This is a genomic window from Thermoplasmata archaeon, from assembly GCA_038851035.1.
In the GTDB taxonomy this organism is placed as follows: domain Archaea; phylum Thermoplasmatota; class DTKX01; order VGTL01; family VGTL01; genus JAWCLH01.
In genome coordinates, this window is sequence record JAWCLH010000019.1 from 39,744 (window position 1) to 52,948 (window position 13,205).

General features: G+C 60.3%; 11 protein-coding genes and 2 tRNA genes. 5 read left to right on the plus strand and 8 right to left on the minus strand.

What is annotated here, in order from left to right; translation table 11 throughout:
• Positions 1–125: 125 nt before the first annotated feature.
• Entirely contained in the window at positions 126–3,506 is a 3,381-nt protein-coding gene (locus tag QW379_07140) for a PKD domain-containing protein (protein MEM2870178.1), read from the plus strand.
• 124 nt (positions 3,507–3,630) lie between these two features.
• A complete protein-coding gene (locus QW379_07145; GenBank protein MEM2870179.1) occupies positions 3,631–3,987 on the plus strand; it encodes a hypothetical protein in 357 nt (118 codons plus the stop codon).
• 126 nt (positions 3,988–4,113) lie between these two features.
• Here the strand turns inward: QW379_07145 and QW379_07150 are convergent, their stop codons facing one another.
• The 3 genes from QW379_07150 to QW379_07160 form a co-directional block, all read right to left on the minus strand.
• The gene (locus QW379_07150) at positions 4,114–5,202 is read right to left on the minus strand and encodes a DNA methyltransferase (GenBank protein ID MEM2870180.1); all 1,089 of its coding nucleotides are present in this window, start codon (positions 5,200–5,202) and stop codon (positions 4,114–4,116) included.
• A 67-nt stretch (positions 5,203–5,269) separates the two neighbouring features.
• Complete coding sequence (locus tag QW379_07155) at positions 5,270–6,151, minus strand: dihydroorotate dehydrogenase electron transfer subunit (GenBank protein MEM2870181.1); 882 nt, start codon at positions 6,149–6,151, stop codon at positions 5,270–5,272.
• A 1-nt stretch (position 6,152) separates the two neighbouring features.
• Entirely contained in the window at positions 6,153–7,067 is a 915-nt protein-coding gene (locus QW379_07160; protein ID MEM2870182.1) for a dihydroorotate dehydrogenase, read from the minus strand.
• 128 nt (positions 7,068–7,195) lie between these two features.
• On the opposite strand from QW379_07160, the gene gcvH reads away from it, so the two are divergent.
• Positions 7,196–7,588, plus strand: coding sequence for a glycine cleavage system protein GcvH (gene gcvH / locus QW379_07165; protein MEM2870183.1), 393 nt, complete (start codon positions 7,196–7,198; stop codon positions 7,586–7,588).
• A gap of 41 nt (positions 7,589–7,629) precedes the next feature.
• Here gcvH and QW379_07170 read toward each other — a convergent pair whose 3' ends face one another.
• From QW379_07170 to QW379_07185, 4 genes are all read right to left on the minus strand, one after another.
• Entirely contained in the window at positions 7,630–8,661 is a 1,032-nt protein-coding gene (locus QW379_07170) for a PD-(D/E)XK nuclease family protein (GenBank protein ID MEM2870184.1), read from the minus strand.
• A gap of 158 nt (positions 8,662–8,819) precedes the next feature.
• Entirely contained in the window at positions 8,820–10,046 is a 1,227-nt protein-coding gene (locus QW379_07175; protein MEM2870185.1) for a 2,3-bisphosphoglycerate-independent phosphoglycerate mutase, read from the minus strand.
• Between the two features lie 9 nt (positions 10,047–10,055).
• Positions 10,056–10,814: a DUF92 domain-containing protein gene (locus tag QW379_07180; protein ID MEM2870186.1), complete on the minus strand. Its 759-nt coding sequence runs from the start codon at positions 10,812–10,814 to the stop codon at positions 10,056–10,058.
• Between the two features lie 11 nt (positions 10,815–10,825).
• Positions 10,826–11,095 (minus strand): UPF0147 family protein, encoded by a 270-nt coding sequence (locus QW379_07185; protein ID MEM2870187.1) that lies wholly within the window; start codon positions 11,093–11,095, stop codon positions 10,826–10,828.
• 187 nt (positions 11,096–11,282) lie between these two features.
• Here QW379_07185 and QW379_07190 point away from each other — a divergent pair.
• Together QW379_07190 and QW379_07195 are read left to right on the plus strand one after the other, a co-directional pair.
• Positions 11,283–11,384: transfer RNA gene (locus tag QW379_07190), tRNA-Arg, on the plus strand.
• A gap of 340 nt (positions 11,385–11,724) precedes the next feature.
• Positions 11,725–11,938, plus strand: a tRNA-Trp gene (locus tag QW379_07195).
• A 408-nt stretch (positions 11,939–12,346) separates the two neighbouring features.
• Here QW379_07195 and QW379_07200 read toward each other — a convergent pair.
• Positions 12,347–13,205 (minus strand): DDE-type integrase/transposase/recombinase (locus QW379_07200; GenBank protein ID MEM2870188.1); only part of this gene is annotated, 859 nt, incomplete at its 5' end.

Consider the following 13,205-nt stretch of genomic DNA (forward strand, 5'->3'; position numbering starts at 1 on the left):
CTCGCCTCGGAATCGAGATGGCACCTCTCCCTTCTCGGGAGGCTGGTCCGACTCAGTCGGGGTGAGGGTGCCTTGAGGCGTCCCTGACAATAGATTAATATACTGGCGCCCGCGTGAGTTCTGTGATGCGGGCGATGAGAGGGGCAGAGCCGGGCCCGAACGCCTTGGCGAAGGCCGCAGCGCTGCTCCTTTGCGCGCTTCTCATACCCTCCGCCCCATTCCGGATGACTGTAGAGGCCGGGAGGGTTGTACTGAATAACTTCAGCGGCGGCAACTCCTCCGTCGAGACTTACTTTCCAGCGGCGGGGGAAATCGAGGCCGCGTCCATCAGAATTCCAAAGGTCGCCTCCCTCCAGAGGGCCTGCGTCACGGTCGAGGGCCGGCCCCGTCTGGAAAACCGGACCATTGTCCTTGATTCCCGCGACGACTTCGCGGCGTGCGAGCTCCGGAACCTCGACATAAACTCCACCCAGGGCAGCCTCAGGCTTCTAAGGCGGGAGGGGCTGGGGGACGAGTTCTCTGCGTCGAGCCTCGACCCGAAATGGAGCTGGTTTAACGAGCCGCCGGAGTGGGACGTCAATTCCACCCGAGCGGGCCATCTGCACATGGTCTCGGCCCGGAACACCCAGTTCCACGGAGATGAGGACAACGGCCACATCGTATATCAGGTTCTTAATGGCAGCTTCATGCTGGAGACAAAGCTCGTCTCGACGCCGACGAAGAACTACGAAAAAGCGGGACTGGTCGTGAGGCACGACGCGGGGAACTATGTTCTCCTGAAGTACCAGAACAACACCGGAAAAACCGTTCAGGTGGCCGTGAAGGAGGCGGGGAGCATGTGGAACGACATGACCCGCTCAATATCCGCCACCAGCCCGATATGGCTCAGGCTCGAGAAGGACAACAGGACATTCACGAGCTCCTACTCGAACAACGGCAACAGCTGGACCCCCCACTTCCAGTGGTACGTAACCATCGCCGACCCGGTTATGGTGGGTCTCTTCGTGGCCGACGGGAACGCGGGCACAAACTACACGGCGGACTTCGACTACTTCCGAGTAACCCAGTACGCCTTCAACGGCACCCTCCTCTCCCCAGTCTACGCCACTGACCGCCCCGTGCTCTCCGCCCACGTTTGCTGGGACGGACCGGTCTCTCCCACCAATACGGGCTTCGTCTTCAGCCTCCGCGCGGACCCGGGCGCTCCGTGGGAGACGATGCTCTGGAATTCAAGCGTCGAGCTCCAGCAGAGGGGTACGAGGGCCCAGTTCCGTATGGACATGACGTCCCTAGGCCTTAGGACACCCGAGCTCTATTGCGTTACGCTGACGCTGACAGCCGGGTCGCACCCGTCGGGCGTCTCTCTGGCCCTCGGGGGCGGAGCCCCCTTCTGGAGCGCCGGGGGCGAGCTCAGGGGTGCGGTCATTGTCGATTTCTTGCGGGCTCTCGCAGACTACATTGCCGCCGCCCCGGCGGACGGGGAGGGAATGGTCACCGTGCCCCTCCGGCTCTCTTCAGCGAGCGAGGGATATTTGGTGCTGCGCAACCTGACGGTGGAGTACTTCATTGGAGCACCTCCCGAAGTGCCGCTCCTCATTTCTCCGGGCGATGGTGCCTTCCTCCCTTCCCTCTCCCCGAACCTCACCCTCCGCTCCACAGACCCAGATGGAGACCCCCTCTGGTACTCTGTTGAGCTGACGCCCGAGGGCTCCGGCGTGTGGCAGCGCTTCGACCAGACTACTTCCGGAGCTGGCTGGTCTGGTGGGGAACATCCCTATCCCTCGGGCGAGAATGCAACCCTAGTCATACCCCGACACCTCGCCCAGGGAACGACATATCTCTGGAGGGCCAGATCCTTCGACGGTGCGTACTGGTCCCCATATTCTCCATCCCGCCGCTTCACGCTCGACACGACTCCGCCCGAAGGGTGGGTGAGGGACGAGGGGGAAATCACCCACGACCCCAGCCAGCTCAGGGCCGAGCTCAATTTCTCCGACCCAGAGTCCGGCGTCGAGCTATTCGAGGTCTCCATCGGCACATCGCCCGGGGCCACGGATGTTGTGCCGACCATCTGCTCCAGTATTCCCGAAGTGATTGTTGATGGACTCTCATTGGAGGACGGCCCAATCTATTACATCAACGCAAGGGCCCGGAACAGGGCCGGTCTGTGGTCAGCGTGGGCCTACTCCAACGGAATTCGATACCACCTGCCGGATGCGGAGAGGGTCGGAATAAGGATAGAGTCCCCTTCCGATGGCAGCGTTCTGAGCGGCACTGTGGATGTCTGCGGGACAGCTTGGAATAGGGACGGCTGGGGTTCTCTGGCCCGCGTTCAGGTCAGAGCGGGACAAGCTCTGTGGAGGTACGCTACAGTCTCGGGCGAGGGCTGGCTCCGCAACTGGAGCATCGCGCTCGACACAACCTCCCTTGCTGATGGGAGCCAGACTATTCAGGCCAGACTCGTGCAGGACCTGATAACGGGTGGTGTGCTCGCTTTCCACAGTGTTAACGTGACCGTGGTCAATCAGGGCCCGATGCCCGAGCTTGGCGCCGATTTCTCGCCGCCCGGAAATGTGACGATATTGGAGAACGAGAGCGTCGAGTTCTCGGTCGTAAACGCCACGCTCCCTGTGACCTACACATGGTTCGTGGACGGCGAGGTCAGGGCCGCGACCACGAACAGGTTCTTCTATAGGCCCTCCTACACATCCGCGGGCGCGCACACCGTGACCGTCGTCCTAAGCGCTGGCGTCGTCTCGCTGCGCCACGAATGGAACGTATTGGTGGTCGACGTGAACCGGCCCCCAGTAGCGATAATCACGGAGCCCACGGGCCGCGAGAGGCTGGAGACGGGCAGGCAAATTCTCTTCGACGCCTCGAGGAGCTACGACCCAGACCCGGGAGACAACCTCACGTTCCGCTGGGAGCTGGGCGACGGCGTGGTCCTCGAGGGCCGCGCGGTCCAGCACGCCTACACCAGGGCCGGGGAGTTCAGGGTCATTCTGATAGTTTCCGACGGCAGAGCCGAGGCCACGGCGGAGGTGGAGCTCACCGTTCTGGAGAGGCCAAGGACCATTGCGCAGGAACCGGCGGACCTATCCCGTCTCGCCGTGCCCCTGCTCCTGCTACTGGCACTGACCACCTTCTCGGCCGCGAGCGCCTATTTCGCCCGTAGGGCGCTAATTGAGAGGAGAGAGGCGCGGCGCAGGGCCGAGGCAATGAAGCCCATCAGGATAGACCTGGGGCTGGAGGAATTCCTGGATGAGTCGCTCGGCCGCCGGAGCTCTCCGAGGGACAGGTTCCTCGACGACGATGAGGCGCCGGGATTCAGGGAGCTGACGCCGGATGCTCTTGCCGGCCTTCCAGAGGCAGAGACCGAGCTCGTCGAGGAGCCCCCAGGGACCCGGACAGAACCGGTTGACGAAGGGGGGGGTGGGGGAGGTATGGACCGCAATAGAGAAGGGTCCTTGGAGGACGGTAAGGCTCACGGCAAGGGTGGACCGTAGCCCCCAGGAGCTTCAGCCGGGGCCCGTAGGGGCGGGTGGGAGCTTCGCCCCCCACACGCTTCATTTAGATTTATTTTGCAATAGATTTATAAACTCCCGCAGCGATAAGAAATCGGGTGCCCCTATGCTCGGCCCGATCAAGGAGCTTAAAGTTAGGGTTCTCGAGAGAGACAGTATTGGCATGCTCAACTTCTCCGAGAAGCAGGAGGGCTTCATTCAAGGTGTCAATGCCTGCATCTATTTCGGTGTGAGGGCTAGGGACATATTCGGCAACGAGGAGTGGGTGGACGCGAGCTGGAGCTCAGAGAGAGGAGACCTCGTGCACATTACCCCCAGAAGAAGCTCCCAGGTTCGTATCGTCGGACTCCGGCCCGCTGAGGGCAGAATACCGATTATCGCAGAGTATGCGGGTCACAAGGCCCGCGCCTACATCGAAGGAATAGGCGGGCTGGGGGATGGCGCGTTGCGCTCTTCGGAATGACCATTCCACCCTCTTTGGCGGGCTCTAACCCCGAAATTCTTCCCCAGCCTCACTAAAATGGCCCGCGCTTTCTATCCACCAGTTCATATCAGGCCAATGGCCGCATGGGCGCGGGGGTGTGCAGCATCAGTCATGGGCGTTCTCCGTGTCGGGCCTGTTTGTTCTACAGCATCTCTCGAATACCAGCAGATGTCTGGTAAGACTCTTATGCACGGGGTACCGGAATTGATGAAGGAGGCGAAGCCCCCTCCTCGTTTGAGCCAGGGATGGGTCCGGGAGGGAAAGCACAAGCCTCCCTCCAGGGGCGAGGAGCTCTTCAGAGACCTTGAAGAGCCTTGAATAGACCTCCCGGAGGCCCTCCCCGCGAGTGCTGGAAGCCCTTCCATAGGGAGGATCCGTTACCACAGCGTCCACCCTCTCTCCCCTAAGGAGGTCCCCCAGCTCTCCGACGTCTGCATTTTGAAGCCGGAGCGCGCCGAGACCGAATTGCGCCAGATTCCTCCTGCACCCCTCGACCATTCTCGGGTCAAGGTCTCCCCCAATGAGCCGCATCCCCATCTCGCCCGCTTCGAGCAGAATTCCGCCTGTCCCGCAGAAGGGGTCGAGGACTGTGGAGCCCGGAGCCACCGCAGCGAGGTTGACCATTGCCCTCGCGAGCTTTGGGGGAAGGGATATGGGCGAGAAGAAGGAGCGGTGCTGGGCCCTTCTTTTTCTCAGGGGCTCCTTCGCCTGTTCCCAGACCGTTGTCCCGACGTGGGCGCTGGTGGAGAGGAGCACCCGGAGCGAAAGGTCAGGAGCCACGAGGCGAATTCTATAGCGACTCCGCAATAACTCCCCTAGGTCTCTCTCCATCTCCGGCGCCCGGACCACCAGCTTTGTGCCTTTTGCCCGTCTCACCCTCACCGCGACGGTCTCGCCCCCGTGAAGCTCTGGGAGACCCGTCTCGAGAGCCCGAGCGAGGCACTCCTTGAGCTCGGAGATGGCGCAGCTGAAGAGGTGTTTATGGACCGCGTGGCTGTAGGCAAGACGGCTGCAGGGGTAGCTAGTCCCCTCAGGGAAACCGAGCACGAGGACGCCGGGCTCTCGCACAAGAGTGACCCAACTCGGGTTCGCTGTCAGCGCGAGCGCCTCCGCCTCCGCAGCCGGCAGCTCCGGATGCTCTCCGGAGAGCTCAAAAAGCAGTCTCAGGCAACACACCTCCAGACCATCCGGCAATGCCTTTACGACTATCCCCTCCCCCTCCCATTGGAACGCCCACGCTCCCCAATCTCCCAACCCGGCCCTACAGCTTCTCCCTTCGGCCGCTAGCGTCCCGCCTGCTCTTTCCGAACTCGGATAGAGTGAGAGCGGTCCACCCGCTGACAACAGGTCCGTCCGTGCAAACATGGAGGCCACTGATAGCGCACGCGTCGCAGAGGCCAATGCCGCATTTCATGTACCGCTCTAGCGAGAGCTGGACCGGAATTCCCATTTGGGCCCCGAGCTCGGCAACCCTTCGCATCATCAGCTCGGGCCCGCAGGTGTATATCCGGGCGTAGCCTCCTCTCTGGAGGAGCTCCTCGGCCGCGTCCGTGGCCATGCCCCTCATTCCCACACTGCCGTCTTCGGTCGTGAGCACGACCTCTGCACCCGCGCTCAATACCCTCTTCACGAAAAGGAGCTCGCTCGCGGTCCTTGCGCCAATGACAACAGTGTGTCGCCTCTTTTTCGGAAGAAGCTCTATAAGGGGTGAGAGGGCTGCGATGCCCGTGCCACCGGCAATAACGAGCGCCCTGCCGGGAAGTGGCTCGAACCCGCGGCCCAAGGGTCCCCTTATCCCGACCCTGTCGCCAGGCTCGAGTCCCGCGAGCGCCTCCGTTGCCTCGCCCTTGACGTGGACGGCAATCCCCTTTAGGGGTCCAATGTGGCACAGGCTCATCGGAATCTCATCCACACCCGGCACCCAGACCATGACGAACTGACCTGGGGACGCGGGAGAGGAGTCAAAGTAGCGCAGAACGGTCACAAGAGGAGTCTCCCTGCGCTTTCCGGTGATTCTCACGACCCTAAGAGTTGTTCTATTACCGGCGTGCAGCGGTCCTTTTCCACGGGCCACTCCACGCCCGTTGTCGTTTCCGCCATCACTGCGAGAGGCCTGAATCGAGCCAGTGGCGGTCCTCCACATGTCATCGGCCCCCGTGGGCTCGGCCCACCATCTCCTCTATTGATTCATACCCGAGGCGGGTCATAAGGCGCGATAGGTGGCGCCGCAGCTGTCTAAACGTCTGCTCCCTCTCCTTGTAGACCGCGGTGCCCACCTGGACGGCGCGGGCACCGGCCATGATGTACTCCGCAGCGTCCTCGCCCGAAGAGACCCCGCCAACGCCGAATATAGGTATCCTCACAGCCTCGAAGATTTCGTAGACCGCGCGGATTCCAACGGGCTTAATCGCAGGACCGCTGAGGCCTCCGAATTCGTTGCTCAATACGGGCCGGGACAGCTCCAGATTTATCACCATGGCGCGGATGGTGTTTATTGCAGTCACGCCGTCGGCCCCGCCCCGCTCCGCCGCCTTCGCGAGGGAGGCGATGGAGGCGGTGTTCGGAGTCAATTTGACGAAAACCGGCACCTCGACGGCTCCTTTGACGGCGCGAGTTATCTTCTCGGTCAGGAGGGGGCTTCGGCCGAGCTCGGCCCCGGCGCCTCGAACATGAGGGCAGCTCAAGTTCAGCTCGAGAGCATGGACGCCGAAGCCCTCCATTTTTTTTGCGACAGCGCAGAACTCGGAGGGGCTCCTTCCGAAAATCGAGCCGATGACCGGCTTTCCGGGCTTTAGGGCCTCGGCGATTTCCTCACCGTACGCCTCAACGCCCGGGTTGGGGAGGCCCATGGCGTTCACGAGGCCAATGGGAAGCTCCACCACCGTCGGGTTTGGATAACCCGGGCGGGGCTCGAGGCAAACGGACTTGGTCACGACCGCGGCGGCCCCCGCCCTCAGGGCGCGGGCGAGCGAGGCTCCGCTCTCGCCCCAGACGCCCGACGCGAGAACAAATGGGCTCTCAAGCTCCACCCCGGCTACTTCGACATCCAGCTCCGGCATCAGTACCGCTCGAGATAGGTCGTGCCGGGTTAAAGACTTAATCCCTAAGACCTAGGAAACTTTTATCTTCCGCCATCCTTTTGCCCCTGCCCGGGCTGCTGCAAGAGCCCCCAGCCGGATGTGGAAAAATGTCCGAGGTTCCGAGAGACTTGAGGTACGCCGCTACCCACGAATGGGCCCGTCTGGAAGGCGAGCTCATTAGGGTGGGGATAACCGACTTCGCCCAAAGCGAGCTCAGCGACATTGTTTTTGTCGAGCTGCCCAAGGTTGGGCAGGAATTGGTAAAAGGAAAAGAAATGGGAGTTGTCGAATCGGTCAAGTCGGCCTCGGACCTTTACGCCCCAGTCAGCGGACAGGTGGTCGAGGTCAACCAGGCGCTGACCAAAACTCCTGAACTCATCAACAAATCCCCCTATGGAAGCGGCTGGCTCGTGGTCGTCAGGCCCAAGGATATGAAAGAGCTCGAGAGCCTCCTCGACGCCGCGGCCTATGAAAAACTAATACAGGAATCAAAGCACTGAGCCACTCCAGCCCCCACTGGTCCGCTTCCGTGGATTTACGTTTATACGAGCCTCTCAGGGCAGCAGCTGCGCCTGGAGCAGCTCCGGCACTTGCCGGGTCTCTTGTGGCTCCTGTGGACCTCACCAGTCCTCAGCTTCTCCCTCATCTCGCCAAGCTTGAAAATCACGAGCATCCTGAGCTCGTTGCTGTACTCGATTCTCTCGTCCCTCTCGGGATAACGAATGATACCCGCCGGCGGGGGCTCGCCGTAGGTCTCTTCGACGAGAAGCATGTAGGCGCCGAGCTGCAGAATATGGGAGAAGAGCGGTCCTCTAGGCGTCCGGCCAGTCTTCAGCTCCACCGGAACTCTTTTTCCATTCTGGATGAGAATCAAGTCGGGCCGTCCCCTCAGGCCGTGGGTTTTCGAATACAGTAGGCCCTCCTCATCCTTATCTTTGGCCGGGGCCGCGGATACGGCGTCAACGTAGTCGAGCTCCCCTTTCTGGCGGAGGCCTTGTGCCTCCCTGACCCTCGCGGCCCGGGTTCTGCGCGAGAGGGATCTGTAGAAAAAGATGCACGCGCCGATCAGCCAGGCGACCGCAATAACCTCCGCTACCCTCCCCATCATGGGGTCTGAAACGAGCGCAAGCGGCACTGAGGCGACCGAAATCACCGTGGCGACCATAGCGAAGACAATGATTAGGGCCTCGTACCTAGCTCTCTCTTCCTTCACTTCAACCGATTCAAAGCGGTAGAGAAAATAAGCGGCTGCGAGAAGCCATATCAGCGCTACCAGCCCCATCAGTCTGGCGAAGACGTCGGAATAGGAAAAGGGCAGCAGGGCAACTCCGACGATCGCAATAATCGTCGCTACAATCGCGAACCAGAGCACCGTGACCTCTGAAGAGCGGGCCTCCGCCTCGTCCCTCCTCGCCCCCTCCAATGCCTCGCCCGCCCTCCTGTGCTCCTCCTGACCGACCGAGACGCTGTCGCCCTCGGCCCTCTGGCCCTGCCTGTCGAGCCACCAACTCAGGTGGCAGTAGGCAAACTTCTCCAGCTCGCTGGCGGAAATGGTCTCCGGCTCCTCCACCATCCGCCTTCTGATTTCTATATGGGGTTATAATATTATGCCCAGCCCCACATCATCGTGAAAAATAAGCGATATGTATTTCAGTCCCTTCAATCCCCCCGCTCATCAATTTCTCATAGGTCCAGGCGGCGCTTCGACCCTACGCGAGAGCCGGACCGCCATCAGGCCCCGAACTTCTCCGCCCTTCCCGTTAAATCCAGAAGAATTGGAAGTAGATCCCTTCCCAGCAGCCGCCCCAGCCCTCCCCGCGCGCAAGAGACCTCGTCAAATGTCCTCACGGCGTCCCTCCTCACCCCAGGCCCGTATATAAGTAGGGGCACGGGGTCGGCCGAGTGGTCCCTGACCGAAACTGGCGTCGAGTGGTCGGAGGTTATCGCGACCACGGTATCACCGGGGAGCTCCCTCCTGACCAGTGCTAACGCGTCGTCTATCCGCGTGACCACCTGGGCCTTTCCTGGGGCGTCGCCATCATGGCCGCATAGATCCGGAGCCTTTATGTGGACAAATACCAGCTCATTTTTGTCAATCGCCCTCAGGGCGGCCTTCATCTTGGCCTCGACGTCGGTGTCAAGCCCGCCCGTTGCGCCTCCGACGTCCAACACATCCATCCCGGAGAACCTGCAGATTCCCTTGACGAGCGCCACGCCCGCGATGGCAGTGCTCCTGAAGCCATATCTCTCATGCAGGGTTGGGAGGCGGGGCACGACACCTGCACCCCTTGGAAGGACTATATTTGCGGGAGGAAGGCCTGAGTCCACTCTCGCTCTATTAACGGGATGGTTCTTGAGGAGTTCGTATGAGCGGCGGACGAATTCGGCGACAACCCTCGCGGTCAGGGCGGCCTCAGGTGATTTTGGAACACATTCTTCGACACGCAGGCCCTCCCGGTGTGGGTCTGCATCAGACACGTTCGGTGAGAGACCGGAGCCCCTGAGAAGCAGAACCCCCCTGTGCTCTGTACCCTCTTTAAAAAACACCTGAATTCCATCCAGCTCCCACCCGTCCAGTGCTCTCGCCAGCTCCTTCGTCCCTTCGCGTATTCTCCCCGCCCTCCTGTCCAGAACCGTCATCGATTCGTCGACGGTGGCGAAGTTGCAGCGGAAGGCCACATCGCCCGGTCTCACCTCAAGCCCCACCCCTAGAGCCTCGAAGGGCCCCCTCCCCGTGTAAACCCTGAAGGGATCGTGACCGAAGAGGGCGAGGTGGGCAGTGTCACTGCCGGGCCTGACGCCGGGTCCAATGATGTCTAGAATTCCACAGGCGCCTCTTGAGGCGAGCCAGTTCAGGTTGGGTTTCCTCGCGGCCTGAAGAGGCGTCCTCCTGCCCATGCTCTCCACCGGTCGGTCCCCTAGTCCGTCGCAGACGACCATCAGAATTCTTCCCGGCATCGGAGCACCTCATATCAGCATGAGCACCGCTAGCGCCATCAGGGTGGCGGCTCCAATTGAAAGGATATTGACCCGGTCCTTATTCAACTTTCCCCGGTTCTCGAGGGTTGCACCGAGCAAACTGTCGATGTTGCACCCAATGAACCCCATGGAGATGGGAATCAGGATGTAGCTGACGGGGAATGCCGCCAGCTCGCCGGTGAACCAGATCACTACCCACCCGATGGCGGATGTATAAACGGCCGCACCAAGTGCGGCGGCCGTGCCAAGAGCGGAGACGCCCCCGTTTGTCCCGGGTTTCACCCTGCTGAAGTTTGTTATGAGGTAGGCCCTGTCCGAGAGGACCCCGAGCTCGCTGGCGATGGTGTCCGCGGCTGCAGCGCTAAGGGCGGTCAGGAACAGGATAGCTGCGACGCCCTTGGGAAAAGTGCTGACCCATGGGTTCTCGAAGCTAAGAAGGGCGACGACCATCGGGACCCAGCCGTTGGCAAGCACTGATGCAAAGCCCCTTGTTCCACCTCTGGGCTCAGCCACTTGAAGCTTCTCTTTTAAAGAATATTTATACCGCGTGGCCACGAATGATGTAATAAGGAAAATAAGAAGTAGAAAGAGCCAGTAAAGGTGCCCGAATAGGCCGATAATGAGCGCGAGGAAAAAACCGAGAGCGGAGCCGTGAAGGTCGAGGACTCTCTTCCGGTAGGTCAGGCCCGCGAGAAGGAGGCAGACCGCCACCACTAATGCGGGGTAAACCGGGTCCGGGACAGGCATTCAGGCCGCACTCATGTCTTTTTCTGGCTGCTCACCGTCTCGAGCTGGCTGATTATGTTCCAGATGAGGGTGCGGCCGTGCAGGGGGATGTTGGGGTCATTAGCCAGCTCGTCCAAAATGAAGCTGGCGCTCGCGGCCCGCACATCAAGGGCGTCCTTGGGGTTGACCAGGAGGTCCTTCGCTTCTTTGGCTCCGCGCCTGATGTTGCGCGGAACGGAGGTGTCCTCTGCCAGCTGGTCCAGCACCTCCGTAATCTGCTTGACCTTCAGCTCCGCTTCCAAGGTCCTCCCTCCCTTTTTCGTTCACTCGTCCGCCTTAAGAGTCCATCCCCTTTTTAAGCCTTTCGTGCGAGGGGCTGACAGCTCCGGCGCGCTTTCCTCTCGCACCTCGCCAACATCGCCTCTGGACCAATCACCCCAACATCGCGGATAGAGTATATATACAGGCGAAGAGGTTCCTTGCTAGGAAGGGCCCGTAGCTTAGACAGGATATAGCACTGGCCTTCTAAGCCCCCGGATTCCGGAGGGCGCGGGTAGCCAGGGGTCTCGGGTTCGAATCCCGACGGGCCCGACTATATCTTAGTAGCGGGCCCGTTCAAAAATTCTCGTTGCAGCGCCCATTTCTCAGTCCCGGATAGCCCGCCATCCCATAGCAAACCTAAATGTATCTGGATTTGAGGAATCGAAACAACTGGCCGATGGCCTTCCGCAGCCCATTCAACCCGTGAATAAGCCTAATAAAGCCCTTCAGCCTTACACGGGAGCAAGGGCATGGAGACTGCCGAATGAAGCGGAGCTCAAGGGCTTGGAAAAAGCGAGGCAAGCAAAGATGGAAGTGGCGCAAGAAGAAGATGCGCCGGCGCAAGAGGGAGAAGAAGAGGCAGCAGGAGTAAGCATTGCGTCCGAACAGCGGGAGCATGGGGTAGTGGGATCCTTACGGGCTCCAGTTGAGAGCAAATCCAACGAACGCCTCCGGCGTCCGGGGATGACTGGAATCGGGTAAGCTGCGGGGCGGATGCATCCCTACCGGGCCATCCCCCTGCGGAAGAACTGGAGCGAGGACCCGGACAAACCGCCAGAGGCAGGGGATACCCGTCGACCTGGGTTCAAATCCCAGTGCTCCCACCCTTTTCTCTTCTTGGATTTCTGAGATAAGGAAGCGCGGGCGGAAAACGGGCCTCCTATCATTCTCCGGTGTACATATCGGGGTCGAGGCCCTTCTGCTTCAGTGGCCTTTTGAGCTCCGCGGCGATCTGGCGGGCTTGCGGGGAGTTACCGGATTCTATGTTCAGAATTTCCAGCACACAGTCGCGCTGGGAGCTTCTCCCCACGTCACGGATGAGAAAACGGAGCGTTAGCGCTGAGCCCGATGGAAGCGTGATGCGATACTGGCGACCACAGGGCTCGCCGGTCCGTTCGCCCACCCACACATGTCCATAGGACGATGGCTCTGGATGGAAGTCATAGCGCCGGTCCCGGAGTTCCTTTTCGAGGTGTGGAGTCCTGAATTAAGTTCCTCTCGTTGATTTGAGTTCATGTCCCGGACCCCCTCTCTACCGTGAATCCCTCTTCCAATAGATAGGCAGGGGCATATCTGGCAACCATCTTGATATTCTCCCTGATGAACGCCCTTCTCTTTGCAGGCCACATCTTCCTGATGAACGCCTGGAACGGCGTCTCGCACTCCTCGAGCCTGAGGCTCCAGTGCGGCCTTCTGTAGTTATAGTAGCTCACTGCCCTCTCAAGCCCCCCGAAGTGCCCGATGAGCCTCATAATAGTTCCAGCCGCCTTCTCCACTTTCCCGTTGGATTGAGGATGCTTCACCCTGGCCTTCACATGTTCTATCCCGTTCTCCTCGAGCCATTTCTGGAACATGTTCAATCCCGGTTCCGCACAGCTCTCTCTTGGTAAGGATGTGAATTGTGTTCCATGGTCGGTCATGAGCTGCCTGGGCTTGCCATAAGCTGCCACAGCCTTTTTGAGGGCTCTTAGACTATTCTGAGCGGTGGCATTTTTATATGAGCCGGCCCCCACCAGCAGCCTTGAAGCGTCGTCCTCTATAAGAATTACATACACACCCCCAATCTCTACCCAGTCAGCGTGCCAGAGAGAGTTGCTGTGCTTCCTCTCATACCGGACCCACTTCCGGCGTCTCTGCTTCCTGGGTTCATCTTTTGCCAGTCCATTCTCTTTAAGGATCCTGTGAATGCGGTTGTGTGGGATATTTATCCCCTCCTCACTTTCAATTGCCTTCTCCAGGATGAATGCTCCGGATGCTGGATGCCTGGCTCTTGCCCTCATTACATATTCCCTCTCTTCATCAGTGATTGGCTTAGGGGATGCCCCGGGCTTTTTAGGATATGGATATTCGCCCCTCTCACTATACCTGCGG

What these genes read in the sequence shown, in the direction of transcription:
- QW379_07160 (MEM2870182.1), bottom strand. Translation starts at nt 7,067, where the DNA reads ATGCCGGAGCTGGATGTCGAAGTAGCCGGGGTGGAGCTTGAGAGCCCA.
- gcvH (MEM2870183.1), top strand. Translation starts at nt 7,196, where the DNA reads ATGTCCGAGGTTCCGAGAGACTTGAGGTACGCCGCTACCCACGAATGG.
- QW379_07155 (MEM2870181.1), bottom strand. Translation starts at nt 6,151, where the DNA reads ATGTGGAGGACCGCCACTGGCTCGATTCAGGCCTCTCGCAGTGATGGC.
- QW379_07180 (MEM2870186.1), bottom strand. Translation starts at nt 10,814, where the DNA reads ATGCCTGTCCCGGACCCGGTTTACCCCGCATTAGTGGTGGCGGTCTGC.
- QW379_07175 (MEM2870185.1), bottom strand. Translation starts at nt 10,046, where the DNA reads ATGCCGGGAAGAATTCTGATGGTCGTCTGCGACGGACTAGGGGACCGA.
- QW379_07140 (MEM2870178.1), top strand. Translation starts at nt 126, where the DNA reads ATGCGGGCGATGAGAGGGGCAGAGCCGGGCCCGAACGCCTTGGCGAAG.
- QW379_07145 (MEM2870179.1), top strand. Translation starts at nt 3,631, where the DNA reads ATGCTCGGCCCGATCAAGGAGCTTAAAGTTAGGGTTCTCGAGAGAGAC.
- QW379_07170 (MEM2870184.1), bottom strand. Translation starts at nt 8,661, where the DNA reads ATGGTGGAGGAGCCGGAGACCATTTCCGCCAGCGAGCTGGAGAAGTTT.